Origin of the sequence: Nitratireductor sp. GISD-1A_MAKvit, assembly GCF_040819555.1 — a bacterium.
Lineage (GTDB): Bacteria > Pseudomonadota > Alphaproteobacteria > Rhizobiales > Rhizobiaceae > Nitratireductor.
Window position 1 is genome coordinate 43,852 of record NZ_CP161920.1, and the last position, 25,426, is coordinate 69,277.

Genomic DNA, 25,426 nt, shown 5'->3' on the forward strand with positions numbered 1-25,426 from the left:
TTGCGCGTCAACGCAGGGAGTTTGAGGGCACCCTGAAGCGCGCCACCAGTCGCAATCCCAGTACGGCCATCACGAACATCATCCATACAGGATCGGCCCTGCGGAAAAAGAAGCTCTCAAGAAATGCGTTGAACAGGCTGAACGTCACGATCATCATGAAGAAGTCCGCGAGAAAGATATTCTCCCGGTCCCGGGGGGCATTCATGAAATCGTGAAGCGGCACGAAAACAAAGGTGATGATTGCGACGCCCAATGCGAGCAGACCCATTCCGAGGGCCAGATCGATATATCCGTTGTGGCCGTGAACCGTGCCGCGGATATCCCAGGAGCGATCAAATGGGTGATCGGTGTTGAAGACCGTATCCGTTAGCCAGAAATTCTCGAATCCATAACCGAAAAGAGGTTTCTGCGCGATCATCCCGCCCGCGAAATCCCAGATGGGTGTGCGCCCCGTATAGGTCAAATCAGGCGCCAGCTCTGCTGCGAATTCCTTGACAGGCTCAATGAAGACAATGCCCAGTGTGGCAACGGCAAGCACGCTGACGGCCGAAACCACGAGGAAAGGCACCAGCCCCCTCACCCCGAAGATTCCCGGCAGCGCAATGAGCATGCCGGCCAGCGGAACGGTGGCGGTCGTTGTCTTTGATCCCGTGTGAAACACGAAGATCATTGCAAGAAGTGCCATCAGGCCGCCAGACCAGCGCCAGCCCCTGCGCCAGAGATAAAGCCCCGCAAAAGAGAGGCCAGCCATCACTGGACCGGCAATGTTCTTGTGCGTGAAGACCCCGCGCCAGAGGCCGGCATGCTGGGACTCGAGGTCATAGGGCCCTGGTGGACCGCCACCTCCCGCAGAGCGAAAACTCCGAAATAGGACAGGCCAAGAATCACGAACCCGGCAAAAACCAGCACCCGCGAGAAAGCATCCGCATCGCGCGGCAGCGTCAGGATTGCCGCGACCGTGAGAATGCCGATTATGGAGAAGGCCACCGTACGCATCGTATCGGTGGGGACGGGCGTGTTCAGGGTTGCGATTGCAAGAAACCCCAGAAGCAGTAGCCACCAGGGGCTGAGCAGCGCGACAAGCACGCGCCGGTCGACGAGTGTGAGTAGCGACATCAGCGCCACGGCTCCCAGCCCGCCAAACCCCAGCTGATTGACGATGTCTCCTCCGCTACCGGTCAGTTCCGGGCCGGAGGGCTGAAACGGTCGAAAGGAAACCAGAAGTACGGTGAGCAAAATGGCTGCTATGACCGTTGCAGGTTGTCCTGTAGCCACCGCGCGCTCAATGAAGGTCGCTCCCGCGGGCTGGTGTTGTGCCCTGCCGGTGCTCATTGTTCCTGAAACCGCATCCATGCGGCCTGGCAGAAGCCGATGCTGCAAGCCAAAGTTTCGGTTCCCCGATCACGTCGTTCTCGACGCCATTCGCGCCAGCACCATAAAGCGCCGTGCAAATTAAGACTGCGTTAACGATAGGGGAGCGGATGGCGATGGCATGACCCAGACAGTCCCAGTCTCCGGATGGGCGGTGATCGAGGCGTCAATCCGGTATACGCGCTTCAGGAGATCCGGTTTCAACACCGTCTCCGGAGGCCCCGACGCCACCAGCCGCCCATGATGAATGACAAAAAGGCGATCACAGAACATGGCTGCGAGATTGAGGTCGTGAAGTGCGGCCACCACCGTGCTGCCAAGCCCGCGCATGAACCGAAGAAGCTGGAGCTGGTGATGGATGTCGAGATGGTTGGTTGGTTCATCCAGTACCAGGAGACGTGGCTGCTGCACCAGCGCCCGGGCGACCAGCACCCTTTGTCTCTCCCCTCCCGACAATGTTCGGAATGCGCGTTCCTGCAAATCGGCGAGACCGAGCAGTTCCAGCGCCGCGGCGATGAGGACGCGGTCGTGTGTGGTATCCGGTTCAAGAAACCCCTTGTGTGCGGTACGCCCCATGGCAACGACATCCTGCACCGTGAGCGGAAACTCTGCCGGCATGTCCTGCAACACCGCGCCGACATTGCGCGCCATCCATTTCGTTGACTGCTGCCAAGCGTCTTTGCCATTGACGAGCACCGCTCCCATGGACGGGCGGTTGATCCGGTAGATCGTTCGCAGGAGGCTCGACTTGCCTGCTCCGTTGGGGCCCAGAAGACCGATCATTTCACCCGCTTCGACACGGAGGGAAACATCGTCCACCAGAACCTTTTCGCCCACCCGGAAGCAGACCGAGCGCATTTCGAGTGTGCCAGGGCAACCGATCACCGGGCGCCTCCCAGCGTGCGCGCGTCCCGACGCAGAAGCCAGATGAAGAAAGGGCCACCGACAAGCGCGGTCACGATGCCAACCGGAAGTTCCAGAGGTGCGATCACACTGCGAGCGGCAAGGTCGGCGGCAATCGTGAAGGCTGCCCCAAGAACCGCCACGGCAGGAAGCGCGCGACGGTGATCCGCACCCACGATAAAGCGAACGATGTGGGGCATGATGAGCCCCACAAAACCGATCACGCCGGAGACAGCGACAGTAATGCCTGTGAGCGCCGCGGAGAGCACAAACATGCTCTGGCGAAAACGCTGCACGTTCAGCCCCAGTGCAATTGCGCTTTCATCGCCGGCCATGAGAAGATTGAGCCTGCGCGCCTGTACCAGCATCACACCAAGTCCTAGCACAAGAGCAACAAGGGGCACCGGTATGAGCTTCCACTGCGCGGTTCCGAACCCACCCAACGTCCAGAACAGCACCCGGGAAGCGAGCTGAGGATCTGGCGACGTGAGCACAGTCAGACTCGTCAGGGCGCTCAGAATGGCGCTCATTGCTACGCCGGCCAGCACGAGACGCACCGGTGTCATATGCCCACCGGTACGCGCAACCCAGAAAACCGCGAACAGCGTGACAAGCCCGCCAAGAAACGCCGATATATGCAGTGTGAAGGCGCCCAGACCCACGAGCCCCCACCGCATCACGACCACGGCACCTGCCGCCGCTCCCGAAGACACCCCGAGAATGCCCGGCCCCGCAAGCGGGTTGCGGACGATCGACTGGATGGTCATCCCCGTCACGCCCAGACTGGCACCGACCACCGCTGCCAGAAACACGCGCGGCATGCGTGTCTGAACGATGATGACCTCATAGGCATCTCGCCAGACTGGATCGACAACCTCATCGCCAAGCACAAGGTTCGCCAGAATGGCCAGCGCTGTTCTTGCCGGTATGTGCACAGAACCAAGCATCAGTGCTGCCAGTGCCGCGCCAGAAAGCAGCACCACCAGCAAAAACATGACAAGCGTATAGGCAGCCTGACCACGTCGGCGCCCCGCCGATCCCGGGCCAGGCTGCTCCATTGCCAAATGGGTAGCTGGTGCAGACTGGAGGACAGCAATCAGCGTTTCGTGGCGATCGATCCTGTCCTTGTTCAGGGTCGGTGCGTGCATATCGCCAATCCGGGCCGCACCGGTCTAGTCCGCCATCCGTTGGGGATGAAACGCACGAGCCAGTTTTTCTACCGCGTCGATCGAACTGGGCCCGGGCTGGCCCCAGACAGAATCGATGGTAACGAACTTCTCGCCGGCAACGCCGGGAACGCCCGCTATTGTCGGGTTTGACATCAGTATTTCGATACGCCCGGTGCCAAGTTCACCGGCCGGGTCTCCCACCACCTGACCACCTGCCGTGCCCGAGTAATAGACGACGATATATTCAGGCCGGCGCTCCGCGATCTGTTCCCAGGAGACCTGCCCATAGCGGTTTGGCACGTCACCAAATACGTTGGTGCCACCGGCTCTTTCGACCACGTGGGAGAGCATGGTGTTGCCCAGCACGGCCCGCGGTGCGGATTCTCCACCGTTGAAGATGAACACCGGAATCGGCTCAACGCCCTTCAGCTTCGCTTCCACCGTGTCGAGTCGTTTCCGAATATCGGCGATCAGCTTGTCACCACGCTCCCGCACGCCGAAAATCGCTGCAACGGCCCGAATTTCAGAAAACAGCTGATCGAAACCGAATTTTCCCAGATTGCAGCCTTCGGTGTTGAGTCGTGTTTTCATGCCGAGATCATGAAGCTGGTCACGCGTATGGCGGCTCTCGCTAAATCCGTCGGGATATCCGGCGTAGACGAAATCGGCTTCCGTTTCGATCAGCTGCTCGGTTGTCGCGACAAGCGGAGAGAGCACCGGCACCTGGGCATACGCCTTCTCGTATTGCGGGCTGATCTTGAGGCTCGCCATATAGGAAGTGCCAGCCATGCGATCTTCAAGCCCCAGGGCCAGCATCATCTCCGTAGCGTTGTTGCTGAGTGTCACTGCCCTTTGTGGCGGCGCCTCATAAGACGTGGTGTAACCGCAGTTTTCGTCGATGTAGGGAAATTCCGGTTCTTCGGCAAAAGCCGCCGTCGAAAGCACCATCAAGCCGGTGGCGGCAAGCTCACGAAGTCGGGCAAAACGGGACATCAATTCTCTCCTTGCAAGGCCGGCTTTCTCTCGGCGCTTTCAGATCGTTTCGGGGTGCTGTCTTCTTGTCGAAAGCGAGGGAGAACCTCGTTCGCAAAAAGCTCCATGCCGGCTAACGCGGCATCGTTGGAAATCAGGCCGTTGGCGCTGAACAGACAACGGATGCTTTCCGCGCCCGTGCGCTGAGACAGCGCGCAAAGCTGAGCGTGGCAATCGTCCGGCGTACCGGCGATGGTGAAATCCGACAACATGCTGGCGCGATCACGCGGGGGCGGCGGATTTGCACCTCGGGCTATGGCCCTTTCGGCCCGCCTCGCATTAAGGCGCTCCAGAAGATCCTCTACCTGTTCAAGAGCCTTCGCTCTGGTGGCAGCAATGACCGTGTATCGCGACAGTGACGACGCAGCTAGCGGGTCGCGGAGGCCTCCATGCCTCTCAAGCGCCGCGTGAAAAACCGGCAACTGGCGTGCCTCGTTCGGCTCCAGGCTGAGAAGCAGTGGAAACCCGTTGCTGGCAGCGATGTCGACCGTCTCTTCGGAAACCCCCGCAACATAGATGGGAGGATGAGGTTTCTGGACCGGCGGCGGCCCAACGGCGATATCTGAGAAATGCCAGGGCCCGGAGGTTGCCGAACACCGCTGGCCCGTCCACGCATCGATCATGATCCGCAACGCTTCCGTAAAACGCTGGTGCGCGTGGTCACGGGAGACGCCAAGCGCATCAAACGTGGCGGGTTCCGTACCGCGCCCGATACCCACATCGATTCGTCCGCCGCTCTGGAAATCGAGCTGGGCTATCTGTTCGGCAAGGAGAAGTGGGTGATAGAGTGGAAGGACAAGGATGGAGGTACCGAACCGCAGGTGCCTTGTGCGCGCCAGAACCTCTGCCCCCAGCAGGAGCGTCGAAGGGTAGGGGATGGACCGGCGTTTGAAGTGGAACTCATTGAACCAGATTCCGCCAAAACCGAGCTCATCGGCGCGCTCCACAAGGCGCATCAGACCGGCATGATCGCCCAGCGTCCCTTCACGCGCAAACCCCGCGAGATCAACACGCATCGAGCCCTCCTGACGCATTTGGCTCGCAGGCGTGATCGGATATTCGGGGGAACGGTAAGATCGATCCGGGGCTCGATACCCCGATAGACGGATTCGGTGCCGGCAAGCTGCCTGCATGCATTCTGGGCCTCCTGCCGGCACACCTCGTCCGGCTTCATGGTCGTTGCATGTGGCAGGTCTCCTGGCTCGCGGCTCGGACGTTCCCTCCGCCTTCCCGGCTTCCGCCAGTGGCATTGGAAAGAACTCGCCGCTTACAGTTGCGAGGGCAGCCCCGGAATGGATCCCACAAGGAGATCGCACCGGATTCCCTTTTCATCCGCAAGGAACGCGGAACCGCATGCGGCCGCGACCCTATCGGTCAAGCCGGCGGGGCGCAACAGTGAAGCAAGAGGCATTGCAATTGGGGCGCACAGAAAAAACACCCGCCGGGTGCGTCGGCTTCGGTCGGGGTTGGCTTGGCTCTGACTGGTTGCGGTGGTCGGGCGGCGCTATCGCCGCCACCGCCTTGCGCCCGATCGTGGTCGCTCCAATGATCATACCAAGGCACTGACGGAGCACTGGGCTCATGGGTCGCACCACCTGCGCAGTTTCACACAAAACCCCGCCTTAAACATTCCAGTCCGCCAGCGTAGCCAGAACCCTCTCGGTATCGCGTTCACACATGCCCGTGTGGACAGGAAGCCGGACGAGGCGGCCCCAGGCGCCTTCCGCTGCGGGCAGGACACGCGGCCCATACCCCATCTCATGCGCGCGGGGTGAGAGGTGCAGGGGAACATAGTGCCTGCGGCCGTCGACGCCGTGTTTTCCAAGATGGGCCAAAAGATGCTCTGCAGCGTCAGTATCCGCTGCCAGAACTCCCACGAAGTGAAAGTTCGACACCGTTTGTGCATCCGACCATAAAACTTCAAGCGGCAGGTCCATTGCGGAAAGCCCTTTGAGCAACGTCTCCCCCACCCTTCTGCGAACAGCCAGATTTTCGTGCAAGGCCTCAAACTCAGCCAGCAGAATTGCCGCTTCCAGCTCCCCGAGCTGAAAACTGGAACCAGGACCCGTCCACTCGTAGAAGGCCTTTTCCCCCGATCGGACCAGGGCAAAATCGGTGCCACGCTCGGCAATGCTGTCAATCCGGCTCAGCAGTTCCCTATCGCCGGAATTCACCAGCAGCGCGCCTCCCTGACCGCACGACACAGCCTTGCTTTCATGGAACGAGAAGGCTCCGAAGGTACCGAAGGTCCCCAGAGGATGATCGCTTCGGGTCACCCCGAACCCCTGCGCGGCGTCTTCGACCACATGAACACCGTGCTGCTCGGCAAGTTCACAGATCGTCTCCATTGGAGCGGAGGCACCGCCGTAGTGAACCACCACCACGGCGCGCGTGCGGCTGGTCAGCCGACGCTCGAGGTCCTTCGGATCGAGCATCATCGTGACCGGATCAATATCGCAGAAAACGATGCGGGCGCCCGTGCGCTCAAAGGCGGTCGCGGTGGCGCAAAAAGTGAATGTCGGTACGATCACCTCATCGCCTGGACCAAGGGCCAAGGCAAGGGCGGCGATCTTCATCGCCGCAGTGCAGGACTGCGTGAGAACAACCTTTTCCGCTGCGAAGTGTTTTTTCAGCCACGCGAAAGTATAATCTCGTTATAGTTGTATAAGTTGATTAAAATTGTAATATTATTGGCCGACGCCTGCGAAATGCAGAATTCGGGGAAAACAATGTCATTTGATAACATTCTTCTCGGCATGCATGCCATCAACAATAGATGGAGTTCCGAATCCCCGGCTCATTCGGGCATCACCGATCAGAGGCTTTTTCAACTGGCAGCTGATGGCGGCTCGCAGGTAATTCGCGTCCCGCTCGATCTTTCCGTCGTCGATCCTTCGGGGCCGCCACAGTGGGTGGTCGATTCCATAGGCACTGTCCTGCAGAAAGCCTGGGCCCTGGGATTGAAAGTGGTTCTCGAGCCGGGACAGACACCACCGGACCTTCTTCCTCCGGGTGCACCGGTCTCGCAGGCTCCCCAGACGGATGGAGAGCTTTCGGAGATGGGAGAGCGTTTTGGTGCGCTGGTCGAGGCGGTCCACACACAGTACGGAGAGTACGCAAGCACGATAGCGGCATGGGAAGTTGGCAATGAACCCAACCTCTCGTTCCAGAACGACGGTGTTTACCACGGAGGAGAAGGCGACCCGGTCGCTTCGCGTTTCTACGTCGTCGGGATTGAGAATGCAGAAGCCTTTGCAAAGTATCTGCACAGTGCCGGCAGCGCTGTTTCCCAGGTCGAAGCCAAGCTCGGCCAGAAGATTTCAGTCGTGGCTGCCGGCATAGCGCACAACGATTACGCTTATATGGACCGGATGCTGGTCACGCTCAATTCGCTGGGCGGAGACGGTATCGATGGCTTCTCGGTTCACCCTTACACGACCTACGACTACAACTATCAGGGTCCTTCATCCTCTCGCCCGACCGAGTGGATCGGCGATGAAGCAACGGCCGGTGCTCAGTGGGACCACTACCATAGTTTTCAGGGCGCCCTGTATCAGATGCAAAGCCAGTTGAACCAGCATGGATTTTCAGGCGCCGACCTCTGGATCACCGAATTCGGTGTCCCCTCATATCTGGGCTACCGGAACGCAGGAGCGGCTGGCCGCTTCGATCAGGCCAACTGGTATGCGGAAGCATTCGGCGTTCTCGACAGCTGGGGCAATGACAATCTGAAGGGAATCATCGCGCACAGCGTTCTGGACAGCCGCTACAAGGAAGAAAACGATACATATAACGGCTTTGATCAGGAACGGGGAAATGATGGCTCCTCGTCAATTGCAGAAGGCTCGTTCGGGCTATACGAACGCTCTTCCGCCGACGGACCGATTTCAAGAAAGCCCGTGGTCGGTCTTTTCGAGGCGATTGCTGCAGGAGCCGATTTTGCCTCATCCGAGTTTCGCGTCCTCAGCATGGTATCAAGCGACAGCATAAACCTTACGGGCTGGGGTTCGAACGGTGTCGGCCTGACTGTCGGCTATATCGTCATGACCCATGGTGGAGATGACACGATAACGGGCTCGGCGTTCGATGACAGCCTGTTTGCTGGCGATGGCAATGACGCCGTCGATGGTAGCATGGGTGACGACCGCATTTATGGGGGACGTGACAACGACATTCTCGGCGGTGGTGATGGGAATGACGACATTTACGGAAATCACGGCGATGACCAGATCGATGCAGGCGCCAATACAAACCGCGTTGACGGAGGAACGGGCCTTGATACGCTGATCCTCAGTGGTTCAGCCAGCGATTTCACCATCGCGGGAGACGGTCGCTCCTTCACGGCAGCCGCAGTCACGGGATGGCAGGTCACGAAAGCCATCAATGTCGAACAGATTTACTACACGGTGGATGACAGCACCGTGATTCTCGCCAATGGCAATATCCATGCCGGCAATGGCGGGTTGTCCGGGACCAGTCCCGTTCCGGTTTATAACCCTGTCTACGGGACGTCTGGGAACGACACGCTCTATGGTACCAACGGCAAGGATGCCATCCACGGCTATGCAGGCAACGACACGATCTTTGGCCTGGACGAAGGTGACCGGATATTTGGTGGCGACGGTGATGACGTCATTTTTCCAAGCTGGGGTTCCAATGAGATCCATGCGGGTGAAGGGACCGACACGGTGATCATTGATGGTCGCATGAGCGACCACGACATTTCCGTCGATGGGCTGACTGTTCAGGTGGGCGGCCCCGGTGTCTGGAATCTGATTACCCATGCCGAATGGATCATTTTCGATGCGCCAGACGATGAGGCAGACAAGAGCATCAATGTCGAAGCGCTGCTCGCAAGCCACTACAATCAGATTTCCGGCACCAGCGGCAATGACTCCATCGAAGGGACGAGTGGGGATGACCGGATATTGGGCGGAGAAGGTGAGGACACGCTCTATGGCGGTGCCGGAAACGATGTTCTTCAGGGCGAGGGTGGCGGATACAATCAGGTTGATTATGACGGGAAGCCCGGCGACTACTCATTCGTTCTCAATGACAATGATACGATCACGGTGACAAGTTCGGTCTGGGGAACGGACACTCTGACCGAGATAAACGGCGTTTGGTTTCGTGGCGCCAGCCAGTGGTACCCGATCGAGGATCTGTTCGACTCAGGCGGACCGGAACAAACGATCACCGGCTCCGCAGAAAACAACTATCTCCGAGGCGCGCGGGGGAATGACACCATTCTTGGCGGCGACGGCGATGATACCTTCTATGGGTATCTGGGCGATGATGTTCTGGACGGCGAAGGCGGCGCGTACAATCAGGTCGACTATGACGGCGCAGCCACTGACTATGTCTTCACCCGTGAAGCCGATGGCAGTGTGACGGTCTCGCATGGGGTCTACGGCTCCGATACGCTTCGCAACATCAACGGTCTCTGGTTCTACGGTGAAGAACAGTGGTACGCACTCGAGGCGCTGGCGCCGTCTCCCGGTGCGACGCCTCAGACAAAAGTCGGAACAGCGCGATCCCAGTCACAGGAGCCAGCTCCCGCGACTCCTGGCACCACCACGACGACTTCGCACGAGAACGAACAGGCCAGCGGAGGTGGCAACCTGTTCGCAACCCTGCTTGATCTCTTTCCTGCACATATCCCGCGCATTTACGGCAGTGTTGCGACCTGGCTCTGGACACAGGCCTCCAGCACGGCTCAATCCTCCCCCGATCATTCAGGCAAGGGGATGGATCTCGGTTGGGTGGATGACATCATGCACTCGGACACCCAGTCGAACGAAATGCCCTGGTTTGAGCCAGAGCCTATCGGTGACATGGTTTGATACAAACCGAAAACGGTGGCAGCAGCGCCCTCAACCGGGACGACAGCTGAAGGCCGCGCGGCGTGGCTAAGGCCAGGTAGTGGTTCTGTGCCGGAGGCGCGTTGCGTTTTTTGACAGCAGGTCGGGATATGGTGAACGAGATAGCCGCAGAAGCCCGCCTCTCTGTGAAAATCCGCCGGGCGATGATTGATATCGGTGTTTTTTCGCTGGTGGCCAACCTGCTGCTTCTCACCATGCCGCTTTACCTCCTCCAGGTGTATGATCGCGTTCTTCCTTCGGCGAGCATGGAGACCCTCATCTACCTTTCGCTCATTGCAATCGGAGCATTGGGGTTTCTTGGACTGTTCGAATTCTTCCGATCTCTTTTCGCACTGCGGGTTGCGACGGTTCTGGATCGACAGCTGGGTGCAAAACTGTTTGCATCGCTGCTCGAGCCGGGACGGATGAGCCCGGGTGACATTCAACCGCTCAGAGACCTGGCCACGGTTCGAGGTTTCATTGGCTCCAAGGGCCTCACAACCCTTTTCGACCTGCCATTTGCTCCACTTTTTCTGATGTTGCTGTTTTTGGTGCATCCAGCCCTGTTCTGGCTCACGCTTGGAGGCGCTATCGTTCTGCTGCTTCTTGTGGGAGCAAACCAGGCTGCCACGGCCAGATCCGCGCGTGAGACGGCGTCCCTTTCCGCAGCAGCGAATTTCACCGCCCAGTCCTTTGCACGGAATGCCGACAGTGTGAGAGCACTTGGCATGCATTCAAACGCGGTGGAGCACTGGGGGGGACTGTTTGCCAAAAGTCTCCACATCCAGACCCGGTCCGCGATGCTGCACACCGGATTCGGGACCTTTTCCCGAACGGTTCGCATGCTTCTGCAGCTTTCCATACTCGGTGTCGGCGCCATCCTTGTTCTGCACGGAGAAATGACGGCAGGAATGATCTTCGCGGCATCGATCATTTCCGGACGTGCGCTTCAGCCGCTGGATCAGCTCATTGGCGGATGGCGGCAAACCGCAGATGCCCACACCGCATGGCGAAGACTGAACGCCACGATACAATTCACTGCGCACGTGTCACGCAGAACAAAACTGCCTGAGCCAAGAGGGGCGCTGTCCGTGCAGGATCTCAGCTATCTGGCGCCCGGTGCGCGGCCGGGCAGCAAACCGGTATTAAGCGGTTTGTCCTTCTGCATTCCCGCCGGAGAGTCCGTTGCGCTCATCGGTCCAAGCCGGGCAGGAAAAACCTCTCTGGCCCGACTGCTGGTTGGAGCCGCGATCCCCACCTGCGGAACGATCCGCATCGACGGCGCCGACATCCAGACCTGGGACGCTGAACAGTTGGGACGCCATATCGGTTACCTCGGACAGGATGTTCAGCTGTTTCCTGGATCGATTGCGCAGAACATCAGCCGGTTCTCCATCACACCGGATGATGCCGGTGTCGTCGCGGCAGCCAAACGCGCCCACGCCCATGAACTCATTCTCTCCCAAACAGACGGTTACCAGACGCCGCTCGGAACGTCCGAGACCATGCTGTCAGGCGGAGAGCGACAGCGCATCGGCCTGGCACGTGCCTTCTATGGTTCGCCAAGGATACTGATCCTCGACGAACCCAATGCGAATCTCGACAGTGATGGAGAGGTTGCACTCGGCAGAGCACTGGAAGAGGCGAAACAGGCGGATACCACCGTGATCATCATCACACACCGGATGCCCATAGCTGCCAGGTGCGACCGGGTGATGGTGCTGCGTCAGGGTGTGATCGAAGCGTTCGGACCTGCCAGCGAGGTCCTTCGTGGGCTTGTAAAAGACACAAACACTTCTGGCGGCACCGTGAAGACGACATCGCGGCCAGCACCCAGTTTTGCCAACGGTATCAGCGCCCACTACCGCGCCGCTATGCGCAAGCCTGAGGGGCCAGAACAGACATGAGGCAGACCGACTACCTCTGGCAACACAGTCTTGCAGGGAACTTCCGCCACCTCCGTTGGGCCGCGTATCTTGCTCTGGCAGGGTGTCTTGGCGGTTTTTTCTACTGGGCGGCGTCTGCCCCCCTGTCAGGAGCAGCACTTGCGACAGGTGTCATTGCTGCGGCTGGACGCAATATTCAGATACAGCATCTGGATGGTGGCATCGTGGCTGCAATAAACGTATCCGAGGGTGACCGGGTTTCCACAGGCCAAAGCCTGCTGAATCTCGACGACACCCAAACCCGTATCAAATTGAATCGACTTTTGCAGCAATGGTCGCGCCAACAGGCGATGATGGCGCGGCTGACCGCCGAGCGTGATGGCCTGGATGCCCTGCCTGCAATGCCACCCGGCCCAACCCGGCTGGGGATCGATACGGCAAGCATCGATGACCAGGAAAGAGAATTCGCCGCGCGCCTCTCACGATACCGGTCCGAAGTCAGCATACTGAGACAGCGCGTCGCCACCCTTGTAGAAGCCCACAATGGTCTGACGGCTCAGCAGAAAGCGATTGATGAGCAGCTTGTTATCATGAGCGATGAGCTGAAGCGGAAAGAGGCTCTGGTCGTGAAAGGGCTCACCAATCGCTTCGAATACACCCAGACCCTGCGCCACTACGCGGACCTCACGGGTCAACGCAACGTCAATGTTTCGGAGATCGCTTCAACTGAATCCAGGCGGCTGGAAGCGCTCGAGCAGCTCGAACGCCTTGCTTCCCAGCGGGTGGAAGACGCTGTAGCGCGGCTGAATGAGGCCCATGCCTCCCTCTCCGATCTCGAAGAGCAGATTCACGCGGCACAAAACACACTTGACCGAATGACCGTTCGGGCACCAGTCGATGGTGTCGTTGTTGCCTCCACAGTCAACGCCGTCGGCAGTGTGATCGCACCCGGGGAGAAAGTGATCGAGATTCTGCCCACGATGCAGGAACTGGTTGTCGATGCACGACTGCGTCCTCAGGATATCGATATGGTGAAAGTGGGCCAGAAAGCGAGGCTGCGCCTGTCCGCTCTCAACATGCGCCTGACCCCGGAAGTCACCGGCGAGGTAACGCTTGTATCGGCGGACCGGCATGTGGATGAGATGTCCGGAGAGCCCTATTATCAGGCCCGTGTGACGATACCCGACAGTTTGCCCTCACCCGTGAACCGCGCGCATTTGCACCCCGGGATGCCTGTCGAGGCGTTCATAAACACCGGTGAGAGAACTTTCTTCGAATATCTGGCGCGACCGATACTCGATTCCTTCAGCCGAGCCTTTATCGAGGAATAGTTCATTCGTTCATGTCGCTCCAGGATCGGCGCAGATACCGATTGAACGCCGGGAGATATATGATCCCTCGGTTTCGGGGTCGCTTCTCCCGGAGAAACCGGGAGAAACAAGACTCTGAAAAGCTGATCGTAAACTCGGACAGGAGTCCCGAAGTTCACTTCCACCTGGCGTGGAAGAAGCGCGGCAGTTCGTCGACCGAGGGGGAGAACTCGAGGTTCTTGTTGTAGGCATAGCCCATCACCACAGTATGCATCGGCACCCAGTATGCCCGTTCGGTGATCAGCTTGATGGCCTCTGCATATAGCTCCTTGCGCTTCTCCTGATCCGCCGTTGCCGCAGCCTCCGCCACCAGAGCATTGACCTCCTCATCGCCAAAACCGTCATTGGCCGCGCCATTGAAGAAGTTGCCGATGGACGCGTCGGAATCTCCAATGGAAAACGATCCAGCATCGCCATACCAAAGGTCGATTTTCGCTTCCCTCCAGGCGGAAAAGGAGGCGCGGGCCTGAAGCATCTCGAGATTGGCCTTTACGCCGACCTCTGCGAGATAGGATTGCACAGCTTCCGCGCGGGGGCCGGTCACGATAAGAGGACATGTCGAACGACAGACCATCCTCATAGCCGGCTTCTTTCAAGAGCGCGCGTGCTTTCTCCGGATCGTATTCATAGACCACCGCTTGATCGGTATCGCAGCCGAACTGGGCAGGGTAACAGGGCACGTCAAGCCGGACACCGTCACCGCCAACCAGCTCCTTGACGATCGTGTCGCGATCGATGGCGTGGTTGAGTGCCTGCCGGACCCGTAGATCTGCCAGAGGCGTGTTTTCGTTCTTGCGGCCCGCGGCGTCGATCAGGATCATCGCGATGCGCATGGTCGACCCAAGTTCGACATTCAGAGTCGGAACTGCCTGCAGTTGCGGCACCTGGTCTGCCGGCAGATTCCACATCCAGTCCACGCTGCCGCCAATGACCTCGGCGATCTGGGTGGCAACATCAGGAATGGTGCGGATCTTCAAGGTCTTGATGGAAGGCGTGCCCTTGCCACCACCTTCGTAGTAATCCTCATGCGCTTTCAAGAGCAGTTCATTGCCACTGCTGGATTCGATCCGATAGGGGCCTGTTCCGATCGGCTTCTGTCCGAACGCTTTCATGCCGACTTCCTGATAGTAGTCGGACGGGTAGATCGGCAGTGAATTCGCGATGTACTCGAGCGCTACAGGAAATGGTTTTTTGGAGACGATCCGCACCGTGTGATCATCAACCTTTTCCACCCGGTCGATCCAGTCGATGCTGGACATGTAGCGCGTGCCGGTTTCCGGATTGCCATAGGTTTCGAGGGTGAACACCACATCATCGGCCGTGAAGTCAGACCCGTCATGAAACGTCACCCCTTTCCGCAGCTTGAACTCCCAGGTGAGATCATCGATGCGGTTCCACTCCGTGGCCAGTAGCGGCTTGTACTCAAACGTGGCCGGATCCCGGTATATGAGCATGTCATAGATGTGCCTGGTGAGAACAAGGCCGTCACGCGAAGCATTGATATACCCGTCGAAGTTCGGGAACTCTTCCTTCAGAGCAACTGTCAGTGTGGAGTCTTCCGCCGAAGCATAGGCAGGCGCAGCGCCCCCAAGCAGAAGAACAGCGGCGCCGGCAAGCAGAATTGATTTCATGAACGAACCCCTTGTTTTCTTGTTTGTGATTTTGTGATGCGTTTTCAGGCTGCATCCCGCCTTTCGAGGCTTTGCGGCCCAAGCTCGGCCCCCACCAGAGAAACCCAGTATGCCACGCCGAGCGGAATGATCTCATCGTTGAAATCGTAAAGCGGTGTGTGGAGGTTGTTGAACTTTCCGTCTTGTCCGACCCCGTTCCCGAGCATCATGAAACAGCCCGGTCTCTGCTGCAGCATATAGGAGAAGTCCTCACCGGCGGTAATGGGTGTCAGCCTGTCATTCACCTGGTCCTTGCCGACGAGGTCGGCCGCAGCTTCCACCGCGATCTGCACCTGTTCGTCATGGTTGACCAGCGAAGGATAACCCCGCTCGTAGTTCACCAGTGCCGTGCAGCCATAAGCCTGTGCCGATGCCGTGGCGATCTCGTTCAGCCGCTTTTCGAGCAGACCCCGCACATCGGGGTCGTAACTGCGCGCGGTTCCGCAGACGACAGCCTCGGAAGGGATGACATTGGTCACCCCCGGTTCGCCCGCCTGAATGTGCCCGATGCTAAGCACGGCGCTCTCGAGTGCGGGTACGCTACGACCGATGATCGATTGAAGCGCGGGGATAAAATGGCCAAGCGGCATTGTCGGATCGGTGCTCAGGTGCGGACCCGAACCGCCGTGGCCACCGGTTCCCTGAAATGTAACCGTCCAGCTGTCCGTGGCCGCGAGCATCGCACCAGGTCGCGTCGCGAACTGACCGACCGGGATGCCCGGCTTGTTGTGCAGCCCATAAACTGCATCCATCGGAAAACGCTCGAAGAGGTTCTCCTCAACCATAACACGTCCACCGCCCAGCCCCTCTTCCGCGGGCTGGAATATGAAGTGAACCGTACCACCGAAATCTGGATTTTCGGAAAGATAGTGCGCCGCCCCCAGAAGCATTGCGGTATGACCATCATGCCCGCAGGCATGCATCTTTCCCCGTTTTTTCGAGGCATAGGGAAGACCGGTCTTCTCGACGATGTCGAGAGCATCCATGTCGCACCGCAAACCGATCGCACGCTGCCCAGGAAGCCTGCCCTTCAGGCTAGCCACCACGCCGGTGGTCGCTATACCTTCCTCGACCTCAAGCCCCCAGGCTTTTAGTTTTTCACTGACAAGCGCGGCAGTCTCATGCTCTTCAAAACCGGTTTCGGGATTTGCATGGATAGCATGGCGGATTTCGAGCAACTCGGGGAGGAGTTTCTCGATTTCCTTCACCAGTTCGTGCTTCAACCTGTCCCCCATTTATGCGCCAGTTCCGGCGAGGCCATCCCGCCGCGGAACTCGAGTTTGCCGGGCGCAACCCATAAAGGCAAATAAGGTTTTTCATGCCCGCCCTACAAGAATCTTATACGCGAACGCCTGAACTCAACATAGGGGTCGACCTGAAATATGAGGGAGAGTCAGCATACATCCATAAGATTTCTGCATGGGAAGATGCCTTTAATCTATTTGACCGAATGACAATCAACTCGCTAGCATTCCACCCGCTGTCTTGAAATTCTCCGCGCACATAGCTGGTTAACGTGCCGAAACATAAGGCAGAAATATAAGCCCAAAGGGCAATAATGGGGGACGGACGTGATCAAGAGATGCTTAAAAACACTTGGGGCGGTCACCGCTGCCCTTGCGATAACCGTAGCTTCGGGCTGGGCTCAGTCCATAACCATTGCCATCGGCTCAGAGCCATCCACGCTCGATCCCCAACTGCGGGATGATGGCGGGGAGCGCCAGGTCAATGACAATATCTACGAGACATTGATGGCCCGCACGCCCGAAGGCGAGTTGGTGCCGGGGCTCGCCGCGGCAGCCCCTGAGAAGGTTGACGAGACCACCTGGCAGTTCAAACTGCGTGAAGGAATTACCTTTCACAATGGTGAAGCCTTTAATGCCGACGCTGTTGTTGCCAGTGTGGAGCGCATCATCGACCCGGCCAACAAATCCGAACAGCTTGCCTATCTCGGCACCATAACCGGAGCCAAGAAGGTGGATGACACGACCGTGCAGATCACCACCAGTGGGCCCGACCCGATCCTGCCTTCGCGCATGTACTGGATGAAGGTTATCCCACCGGAATACGCCAAGGAAGGTGACCTTGCGGGCAAGCCGGTGGGGACGGGACCTTACAAATTCGTGGACTGGCAGCACGGCAGCGAAATCAGAATCGAAGCCAACGAGGACTATTGGGGTGGCGCGCCGGAGATCGATGAAGTCACGTACCGGTTTGTAACCGAAGCCGGTACACGCCTGTCGGGTCTCATGTCCGGTGAATTCGATGTCATCACCAACCTGCTTCCCGAATACACATCCACCGTGCCGAAATTTGCCGCGGTTGAAGGCCTGGAAACGTCCGTCTTCATTCTCGGTGCGGACAATCCAGTCACCTCCGATCCGAAGGTCCGCGAAGCCCTGAACCTCGCGATCGACCGCGAAGCGATGGCCAAGAACCTGTTCGAGGGTTACGCGACGGTCGCGAAAGGCCAGCCGATCAATCCCAAAGCGTTCGGCTACAACCCGGATCTCGAACCCTACCCCTATGACCCGGAGCGCGCGAAGCAGCTGATCGAAGAAGCCGGCGCGACCGGGAAACCACTCAAGGTGAACGGTGAATCCGGCCGCTGGCTGAAAGACCGCGAGCAGATCGAGGCCGTGGCCGGCTACTGGGCCGAAACCGGTCTCAAAGTGGAAATCATCATCGAGGAATTCTCGCAGTATCTCGACAGCCTGATGGGCGAAGGGCCTCGCCCGGACTCCATCTTCCTGGCGAACTCCAACGAACTTCTCGATGCCGACCGTGAATCGACCTTCCTTCTCCACATGGAAGGCCCCGCCTTCTCGAATTCGGACAAGGAGATGACCGAGAAGCTCAGCAAGGGCCCGCACGCTCATCGATGAAGAACAGCGCGAAGCGCTCTACCACGAAGTCTATGCGGACGTGCGCGAAAAGAACTACCTCGTACCGCTGTTCAATCTTCAGGACATTTACGGCCTTTCCGAGCGCATGGAATGGCAGCCACGCGTCGATGCCAAACTGCTCGTCTCCGAAATGTCGGTAATCGAGTGACAAGCTCCAGCGCCGGCCGGATCACTGGGGGGCTACAGTGATCCGGCTGCCTGAAAGCCGGGCGCGGGAAAACCAGACCGCGCCCGGCAGCATTCTCAAAGCGTGAGGGGCAAATGAGGGGATACCTGCTGAACAGGTTGCTTCAATCGGTGCTGGTGGTGCTGGGCGTAACGACAGTCGTGTTTCTCGTTACCCGCGTCTTCGGCGATCCGGTCAGCCTGATGCTTCCACTTTCCGCGTCTGCCGAGCAAAAGGCCGCATTCGCTCAGCAGATCGGCCTGGACAAGCCGTTGCTTACCCAGTTCATCCACTTCGCCGGCGACCTTGTTACACTGGATTTTGGCGAAAGCCTCTGGCAGCGTCGACCGGTTGTGGAGGTTATCGCGGATCGATTGCCGAACTCCCTATTGCTGGTTTCGGTCGCCCTCGTTTCAGCCACGTTGCTGGCCATCCCGCTTGGAACAATCGCCGCCCTGAGACCGGACGGATTTTTGGACAAAACCATCGTGGGTGCGGGGCTTCTGGGCCTCTCCATGCCCCAGTTCTGGGTCGGGCTCCTTCTTATCGTTGTCTTCTCGGTGAACCTCAAACTCCTGCCCACCTCCGGCATGGCAACCCCGGCGCACATCATCCTGCCCGCCATAACACTGGCGCTGACACCATTGGCTCGACAGACCATGCTTATCCGGTCGTCGATGATCGATGAGCTGAACAAGCAATATGTGAAAACGGCTCGCGCCAAGGGCATGCCATTCGGGCGTGTTCTGGGGGCGCATGCGCTGCGAAACACCTGGATCCCGTTCCTTACCCTTGCAGGCTGGGAGTTCGTTCTCACACTCGCCGGATACTCGGTGGTCGTTGAAACGGTCTTTTCCTGGCCGGGCCTCGGATTGACCGCAATTCAGGCCATCCAGCGGGGTGACCTCTTTCTTGTGCAGGGCGTTGTCTTCACCATCGCCGTTCTGATCGTGGTCGTGAACGTCGTGCTCGACATCGTGTTCAGGATGATCGATCCGCGCATAAGGCTGGGTTGAAATGACTGGCGCAGACATCACCTCAAACACGCGGAAACCAGGCCTCTGGCAGGAATGCATCGCCCCCCTTGCCCTTGAACTGTGGCGTGACAAGACAGGCCTCGTGAGCTTTGTCGTGCTGACGGCGATCATCGCCATGGCGGTGTTTGCTCCCTTGATCGCACCGCACGACCCCGCAGCGCAGAGCATCGCGCACCGACTCACCCCGCCGGTCTGGCTGGAACGCGGAGTATGGGCCCATCCCCTCGGCACAGACCATTTGGGGCGGGACGTTCTCTCCCGGATCATCTGGGGGGCAAGGCTCACTCTTCTGATCGGAGCCTGCGTGGTGCTTTTTGGCGGCGCACTCGGCACTACTGTTGGCCTGTGGGCCGGATACCGCGGAGGGCGAACCGACAACATCCTGATGCGCATTGTCGATATTCAGGTTTCCTTTCCCGGAATTCTGCTCATTCTCCTGATCGTATCTGTGATGGGAGCGAGCGTTCTAACCATCATCGTGGTGCTGTCCCTGACCAACTGGATGGTATTCGCGCGCTTCGTGCGCGGCACCGTCGCCTCTTTGCGCCAGTCCGCCTATGTGGAAGCGGCCGAAATCGTCGGCTGCCACCCGGCGAGAATCCTCTTTCGGCACATTTTGCCAAACCTCATAACACCACTGCTTGTGCTCTCCATCCTCGAGTTCACGAACATCGTGCTCGCAGAGGCCGCCATTTCGTTCCTTGGTCTGGGCATACAACCGCCAGCCACAAGCTGGGGGCTCGATATCGCAAGTGGTCGCGATTACATTTTCATCGCCTGGTGGCTGGTGACCTTTCCCGGCCTGTGCATCGTCGGCCTCGTTCTTTCTCTCAACATGTTCTCCAACTGGGTACGGGTAACGACAGACCCGCAGGAACGGGAGAAACGTTTCGCCAGAAGCCAGGCCGCCCGCCGTGGAGGTCTGCAATGACCGGCAATGCTCCCGCTCTCTTGAAGGTGCAGGACCTCGAAGTGCAATTTGCCACCCGCGCCGGCGTGGTTCAGGCACTTCGCGGTGTTTCGCTCTCGGTGCGCGCTGGTGAAACCCTTGGACTGGTCGGCGAATCCGGGTCGGGCAAAAGCGTAACCTCTCAGGCGATCATGGGATTGATCGATCCCCCGGGATATATCACCGGCGGAGACATTTTGTGGCGAGGGCAATCGCTTGTCGGCGCAAAGGGCAGTTCGCTTGGCCGTTCGGTTTGGGGCAAGGAGATTTCCACCGTATTTCAGGATCCCATGACCTCCCTGAATCCGCTGATGACGGTTGGCGCACAGATCTGCGAGGTGTTGCGGCATCACCTGAAAATGTCTTCTGCGCAGGCAAGGCGGCGCGCGGAGGAATTGCTCGACGCAGTGGGAATTTCCGCACCACGGCGCAGACTGGATGAGTACCCCCACGAATTGTCCGGCGGCATGCGCCAGCGGGTGATGATCGCGACGGCCATTGCCTGCGAACCGTCCCTGTTGATTGCCGATGAGCCAACCACCGCGCTGGACGTCACGATCCAGGCACAGATCATCGAGCTGCTGACGCGGCTGCAACGCGAACTGGGTCTGGCGATCATATTCATCACGCACGACCTTGGTGTGATCGCAGGGCTCTGCCATCGCACGGCTGTCATGTATGCGGGACGGATCGTCGAAACCGGAACAACCGACTATATATTCGATCACCCTGCTCACCCCTATACGCAGGGGCTCTTGCGCTCCACACCGAGTCTCGACACCTCGGAAGGAGATCTTCTTTACATCGACGGCATGCCTCCGCGGCTGATCAACCCGCCTGAGGGCTGCGCTTTCCGTCCGCGCTGCCCGATCAACAGCGACGTTTGTGGCAAGACGCCAACACTGGCGATCACCGATGGAGGAACAGCTGCATGCTGGCATGCCATGACACCGGCCTGGGAGGGCATGAAGTCATGACAGCAATGCCCAGCCCAGTGCCTCAGCAAGGCGCCCCGGTTCTCAGCCTCCGGAATTTGGGCGTTCAATACGAAATTGGTGGTAGCGGGCTCTTGTCGCGACCCAACGTCATCACCGCACTAGAGAACATAAGCTTCGATCTTTATCCCGGTGAAACCATCGGCCTGGTGGGGGAGTCCGGCTCCGGCAAGACCACGCTCGGTCGCGCAATACTAAGACAGGTCAAAGCCGCAACCGGATCCATAACCTTCAATCAGCAGGACATTACCAATGTGGACGGGAGGCCCCTGCGCCGACTGCGCAGGGGCATGCAGGTCATTCTTCAGGATCCCTACGCCTCCCTCAACCCCCGCATGCGCGTAGCCGACATCATCGCCGAACCTTTGCTTGTTCACAGAGTGGCCCGCAGCCGCCGCGAAGCCATGGAAACCGTGTCCTACCTGCTGGATCGTGTCGGATTGCCGGCCAATGCCGGCGAACGGTACCCCCACGCATTCTCCGGAGGTCAGCGCCAGCGCATCGGCATAGCACGCGCGCTTGCACTGAAACCGAAACTCATTGTCGCCGATGAGCCGGTATCCGCACTCGATGTCTCGGTGCGTGCTCAGGTGGTGAATCTGATGCGCGAAATCCAGCGGGAGATGCAGCTCAGCTACATCTTCATTGCCCACGATCTATCGATCGTTCGCCATATCTCACACCGCGTGGCGATCCTCTACGCCGGCCAGATGGTGGAGTTCGCAGAAAAGAACACTCTCTACAAAACGCCGCTGCATCCCTATACCGAGGCTCTTCTTTCTGCCGTCCCGCTCGCCAACCCCGCCAAACAGCGCCGGCGTCAGCGCATCGTCTGCGACGGCGAAGTGCCTGACATTCTGAACCCGCCATCCGGTTGCCGTTTCCAGAGTCGTTGCCCGCTTTCCAGCGATCGCTGTCGGACACAGGCACCACCATTCGAACAGAAGACGCCGGGGCACTGGGCCGCCTGCTGGAATCGCTGAGGCTGGGTATGAGTGTATTTTCAGTCGTGGATCCATGGCCGCTGGTTGCCGCCATCATTGCCATCATTTGCGCCGGAGCCATTCAGGGTTCCACCGGATTTGGCTTCAACATGCTGGCTGCGCCAATTCTCGTGGTCATCGATCCGGTTTTCGTTCCCGCTCCCATGCTGCTGATGGCTCTTCTTGTCAGCGCTGGAGGCATGGTTCGCGAATTCAGTGCGGTCGACCGAATCGGCCTGCGCTTCGCTCTTGGCGGGCGCCTGATCTCTTCTGCGCTGGCTGTCGTGTGCCTCGGCCTTCTGGATGAAGAAACCTTTGCAATGGTCTTCGCGGTTCTGGTTCTGATCGCGGTCGGGTTGAGCATCGCCGGTCTCAAGCTGCAGGCCTCGCCGCGCAATCTCTTCGCAGCGGGCAGCGTTTCCGGCTTCATGGGAACCCTGACCTCCATCGGTGCTCCACCCATGGCCATGGTGTATCAATTGAGCACCGGCCCGGTGATGCGCGCAACATTGAGCGCCTACTTCGTTTTCGGTGCAGCCATTTCGCTCGTGGCGCTGGCCATCACGGGACACATCACGAAGACCGATATTCTTCTGGCGCTTGCCCTCACGCCCATCGCCTTCATCGGCTTCTTCTTCTCCAACTGGCTAAAGAAATTCGTCGACCGTGGCCGGGTTGGAAAAGTGATCCTGATCACCTCCACTGCATCGGCGATCCTGCTCGTCTTCAAATATCTCTACTAGGAATCGAAAACGTCATGAACCAGTCAGCGAAGAAGCGCGTCATCCTGATCACCGGCACCGCCAGCGGCATCGGCGCAGCCTGCGCCCGCACTCTGGCTGCGCCTGACACGGCTCTCGTTCTCACCACCCGTTCGAATGAAGAAAGCATGGAGAAGGTGGCGGACGAGTGCCGGCAAAAAGGGGCTTCAGCAAGCACGATCCGGGTCGACCTCACCAGCGAGGATGCGGCGGAAACCCTTGTGAACCATGCATTGGACACACATGGAGGGCTCGACCAGATCGTTTCCAATGCCGGCAAGGGTGACAAACGTCGCTTCGGCGAGTTTGATCGCGCCGATCTTCATCAGGCGTTCGAACTCAACACCGTTCCATTCCTTGAACTGGTCAATCGCGCAACGCCCCATCTGGAAAAATCCACGCAGGCACGCATCGTCTTCATCAGCTCGTTTGTCACCTACAATATCGGCGTGAATGACACGATCTTCCCCCTTACGGCAGCATCAAAGGCAGCGACCGAGGGGCTCGCGGGAACGCTTGCATACCAGCTTGCCTCGAAGGGCATCACCGTCAACGGCGTGGCTCCCGGTTACACCCGCAAGGAAGGCGGCCATGCTGCGATTTCTCCCGAGGCATGGAAGGCGGCGGCAAAGGCCACCCCTTCCGGTCGCATTGCGGAGCCAGCCGACATTGCCGCAGCAGTTGCGTTTTTCCTCAGTGAAGGGGCGTCCCATGTCACGGGCCAGATCCTGCGCGTCGATGGAGGCCTGTCGCTGGTATGAGCCGAAAACTGCACACCCTGTCTGTGAAAGAGCTCGGCGCAGGCTTTGCGGCGGGCAGTTTCTCGCCGGTCGACGTGCTTGAAAGCACGCTGGATGCGGCTGCGCGCGTCAATCCACACATCAATGCTTTTTGCCATATCGACACCGACGGAGCGTTGCAGCAGGCCGAGGCTGCCGCACGCCGCTGGGAACGCGGTGCGCAGCTGCGGCCGCTGGATGGCATTCCCGTATCCGTGAAAGATCTCATCCTCACCCGTGGCATGCCGACATTGCGAGGCTCGCGCACCACCAATCCCGACCAGCCATGGGATGAAGACGCACCAGCAGTGGCCCGGCTGCGCGCTGCCGGGGCGGTCCTTTATGCAAAGACGACCACAACCGAATTCGGCGGCAGCGCATTCTCGCGAAGCCCGCTCACCGGCGCGACCCGCAATCCGTGGAATCTGGAATATGGCTGCTCGGGCTCAAGCATGGGTGCCGCAGCACACCTGGCTGCAGGCATCGGACCGCTGGCGCTCGGCAACGATGCGTCGGGATCGATCCGTATGCCGGCCAGTGTGACAGGCATTTTCGGCCTCAAGCCCAGTTTCGGGATCGTGGCGAACCACCCACCCGCCTCCGCCGGCATTCTTGGCCACACCGGTCCGCTCTCCCGCACGGTTGCTGACGCCGCCGCCATGCTGGCAGTAATCGCCGGACCTGATCCGCGCGATGCCCATGCACTTCCCGCCATCGATCTTGACCTGTCTTCCATCGAAGCCGGAGTGGAAGGCCTGCGCATCGCCTATTCCCCCACACTGGGTCTTCAAGAACCGGACAAGGATGTACGCAGAGCGACAGACAGCGCTGTTGAAAGGCTTCGTAGCCTTGGTGCGACGGTGGAACAGGTCGCCCCCCACCTCCCCGGATTGCTCGACGCATACAACATTCTGCGCATCTGCAACCGCGCTGCTTCCTACCGAGCCGCCGGGGGAGATCCCGCGAAAATGGACCCCGTCGTGGCGAGAGTGCTCAGGCAGGCCGACCGGTTCACCACAAGCGACTACATCAAAGCCGAAAAGACCCGCGCCGAACTGCAGGTACGCATGCAGCTCTTCCATCGTAGTTGGGATCTTCTCATCACGCCGACGCTGGCCATTCCGCCCTACCCCGTCGACACTGACAACGGGCCTGAAGACGAACACTGGTACATGTTGAACGGCCACTTCTGGTCGCCCTACACCTTCCCCTTCAACATGACCCATCAGCCAGCGGCCACCCTGCCTTGCGGCCTTTCTGACAAGAATGGCCGGGCGGCAGAGGAGCTTCCTATTGGTCTTCAGATCGTCGCGGCTCCATGGCGCGACGATCTCGTGTTGCGGGTGGCATCTGCCCTGGAAGCAGACCAGCCCTTCCCCCTTTCTCCTATAGCCCGCGAGGAGACAGGAATATGAGGATCGCCATTGCCGGGTTTCAGCACGAGACCAACAGCTTTGTCGCCAGCAGAGCCGACTTCAATGCCTTCCAGAATCCCGGCGGGTGGCCGGCCTTTTCGGAGGGGCAGGCGGTTCTCGACACATTGAGGCACTCCGCAGCGCCGATGGCAGGTGCGATTGAGGCTGCGGAA

The 25,426-nt window shown here is 59.1% G+C and carries 20 protein-coding genes, 2 pseudogenes and 1 riboswitch; of the genes and pseudogenes, 12 read left to right on the forward strand and 10 right to left on the reverse strand.

The window, feature by feature from the left end:
- Positions 1-7: 7 nt before the first annotated feature.
- The 7 genes from AB2N04_RS01415 to AB2N04_RS01445 all read right to left on the reverse strand — a co-directional run bounded on the left by AB2N04_RS01415 (position 8) and on the right by AB2N04_RS01445 (position 7,108).
- The gene (locus tag AB2N04_RS01415; RefSeq protein WP_367716537.1) at positions 8-751 is read right to left on the reverse strand and encodes an O-antigen ligase family protein; all 744 of its coding nucleotides are present in this window, start codon (positions 749-751) and stop codon (positions 8-10) included.
- Positions 751-1,332 carry a hypothetical protein gene (locus AB2N04_RS01420; protein WP_367716539.1) on the reverse strand — a complete coding sequence of 194 codons (582 nt, stop codon included), beginning with the start codon at positions 1,330-1,332 and terminating at the stop codon, positions 751-753. Before AB2N04_RS01420 ends, AB2N04_RS01415 begins: the two co-directional genes overlap by 1 nt.
- Before the next feature lie 120 nt (positions 1,333-1,452).
- Entirely contained in the window at positions 1,453-2,256 is an 804-nt protein-coding gene (locus AB2N04_RS01425; RefSeq protein ID WP_367716541.1) for an ABC transporter ATP-binding protein, read from the reverse strand.
- A complete protein-coding gene (locus AB2N04_RS01430) occupies positions 2,253-3,422 on the reverse strand; it encodes a FecCD family ABC transporter permease (protein WP_367716543.1) in 1,170 nt (389 codons plus the stop codon). Before AB2N04_RS01430 ends, AB2N04_RS01425 begins: the two co-directional genes overlap by 4 nt.
- Before the next feature lie 24 nt (positions 3,423-3,446).
- Complete coding sequence (locus AB2N04_RS01435) at positions 3,447-4,436, reverse strand: ABC transporter substrate-binding protein (protein WP_367716544.1); 990 nt, start codon at positions 4,434-4,436, stop codon at positions 3,447-3,449.
- The gene (locus AB2N04_RS01440) at positions 4,436-5,491 is read right to left on the reverse strand and encodes an LLM class flavin-dependent oxidoreductase (RefSeq protein WP_367716546.1); all 1,056 of its coding nucleotides are present in this window, start codon (positions 5,489-5,491) and stop codon (positions 4,436-4,438) included. Before AB2N04_RS01440 ends, AB2N04_RS01435 begins: the two co-directional genes overlap by 1 nt.
- A gap of 153 nt (positions 5,492-5,644) precedes the next feature.
- A riboswitch (cobalamin riboswitch) is annotated at positions 5,645-5,844 on the reverse strand.
- Positions 5,845-6,097: 253 nt separating this feature from the next.
- Complete coding sequence (locus AB2N04_RS01445; protein ID WP_367718704.1) at positions 6,098-7,108, reverse strand: aminotransferase class V-fold PLP-dependent enzyme; 1,011 nt, start codon at positions 7,106-7,108, stop codon at positions 6,098-6,100.
- 96 nt (positions 7,109-7,204) lie between these two features.
- Here AB2N04_RS01445 and AB2N04_RS01450 point away from each other — a divergent pair, with 96 nt between their 5' ends.
- From AB2N04_RS01450 to AB2N04_RS01460, 3 genes are all read left to right on the forward strand, one after another.
- Entirely contained in the window at positions 7,205-10,318 is a 3,114-nt protein-coding gene (locus tag AB2N04_RS01450) for a hypothetical protein (protein WP_367716547.1), read from the forward strand.
- A gap of 128 nt (positions 10,319-10,446) precedes the next feature.
- Positions 10,447-12,243: a type I secretion system permease/ATPase gene (locus tag AB2N04_RS01455; protein ID WP_367716549.1), complete on the forward strand. Its 1,797-nt coding sequence runs from the start codon at positions 10,447-10,449 to the stop codon at positions 12,241-12,243.
- A complete protein-coding gene (locus tag AB2N04_RS01460) occupies positions 12,240-13,553 on the forward strand; it encodes an HlyD family type I secretion periplasmic adaptor subunit (RefSeq protein WP_367716550.1) in 1,314 nt (437 codons plus the stop codon). The genes AB2N04_RS01455 and AB2N04_RS01460 overlap by 4 nt, the downstream gene beginning before the upstream one ends.
- A gap of 154 nt (positions 13,554-13,707) precedes the next feature.
- Here the strand turns inward: AB2N04_RS01460 and AB2N04_RS01465 are convergent, their stop codons facing one another.
- Genes AB2N04_RS01465 through AB2N04_RS01475 form a run of 3 tightly spaced genes read right to left on the reverse strand, consistent with a single transcriptional unit; the run spans position 13,708 to position 16,497 of the window.
- Positions 13,708-13,902: a hypothetical protein gene (locus tag AB2N04_RS01465; protein WP_367716552.1), complete on the reverse strand. Its 195-nt coding sequence runs from the start codon at positions 13,900-13,902 to the stop codon at positions 13,708-13,710.
- Positions 13,903-13,933: 31 nt separating this feature from the next.
- Entirely contained in the window at positions 13,934-15,223 is a 1,290-nt protein-coding gene (locus AB2N04_RS01470) for an ABC transporter substrate-binding protein (protein ID WP_367716554.1), read from the reverse strand.
- A gap of 44 nt (positions 15,224-15,267) precedes the next feature.
- Positions 15,268-16,497, reverse strand: coding sequence for a M20 aminoacylase family protein (locus AB2N04_RS01475; protein ID WP_367716556.1), 1,230 nt, complete (start codon positions 16,495-16,497; stop codon positions 15,268-15,270).
- A gap of 339 nt (positions 16,498-16,836) precedes the next feature.
- Here AB2N04_RS01475 and AB2N04_RS01480 point away from each other — a divergent pair.
- The 9 genes and pseudogenes from AB2N04_RS01480 to AB2N04_RS01520 form a co-directional block, all read left to right on the forward strand.
- Positions 16,837-18,316 (forward strand): annotated as a pseudogene (locus tag AB2N04_RS01480) (ABC transporter substrate-binding protein).
- Positions 18,317-18,429: 113 nt separating this feature from the next.
- Positions 18,430-19,350, forward strand: coding sequence for an ABC transporter permease (locus AB2N04_RS01485; RefSeq protein WP_367716558.1), 921 nt, complete (start codon positions 18,430-18,432; stop codon positions 19,348-19,350).
- Position 19,351: 1 nt separating this feature from the next.
- A complete protein-coding gene (locus tag AB2N04_RS01490) occupies positions 19,352-20,302 on the forward strand; it encodes an ABC transporter permease (protein ID WP_367716559.1) in 951 nt (316 codons plus the stop codon).
- Positions 20,299-21,297 carry an ABC transporter ATP-binding protein gene (locus AB2N04_RS01495; RefSeq protein ID WP_367716560.1) on the forward strand — a complete coding sequence of 333 codons (999 nt, stop codon included), beginning with the start codon at positions 20,299-20,301 and terminating at the stop codon, positions 21,295-21,297. The genes AB2N04_RS01490 and AB2N04_RS01495 overlap by 4 nt, the downstream gene beginning before the upstream one ends.
- Before the next feature lie 5 nt (positions 21,298-21,302).
- The gene (locus AB2N04_RS01500; protein WP_367718705.1) at positions 21,303-22,298 is read left to right on the forward strand and encodes an ABC transporter ATP-binding protein; all 996 of its coding nucleotides are present in this window, start codon (positions 21,303-21,305) and stop codon (positions 22,296-22,298) included.
- Positions 22,299-22,306: 8 nt separating this feature from the next.
- Complete coding sequence (locus AB2N04_RS01505; RefSeq protein WP_367716562.1) at positions 22,307-23,041, forward strand: TSUP family transporter; 735 nt, start codon at positions 22,307-22,309, stop codon at positions 23,039-23,041.
- 14 nt (positions 23,042-23,055) lie between these two features.
- Positions 23,056-23,820: an SDR family NAD(P)-dependent oxidoreductase gene (locus AB2N04_RS01510; protein ID WP_367716564.1), complete on the forward strand. Its 765-nt coding sequence runs from the start codon at positions 23,056-23,058 to the stop codon at positions 23,818-23,820.
- On the forward strand, positions 23,817-25,253 hold the full coding sequence (locus AB2N04_RS01515; protein WP_367716566.1) for an amidase: 1,437 nt from the start codon (positions 23,817-23,819) through the stop codon (positions 25,251-25,253). The genes AB2N04_RS01510 and AB2N04_RS01515 overlap by 4 nt, the downstream gene beginning before the upstream one ends.
- Positions 25,250-25,417 (forward strand): annotated as a pseudogene (locus tag AB2N04_RS01520) (M81 family metallopeptidase); the annotation flags it as partial. The gene AB2N04_RS01515 and the pseudogene AB2N04_RS01520, both read left to right, overlap by 4 nt.
- Between the last annotated feature and the right edge of the window lie 9 nt (positions 25,418-25,426).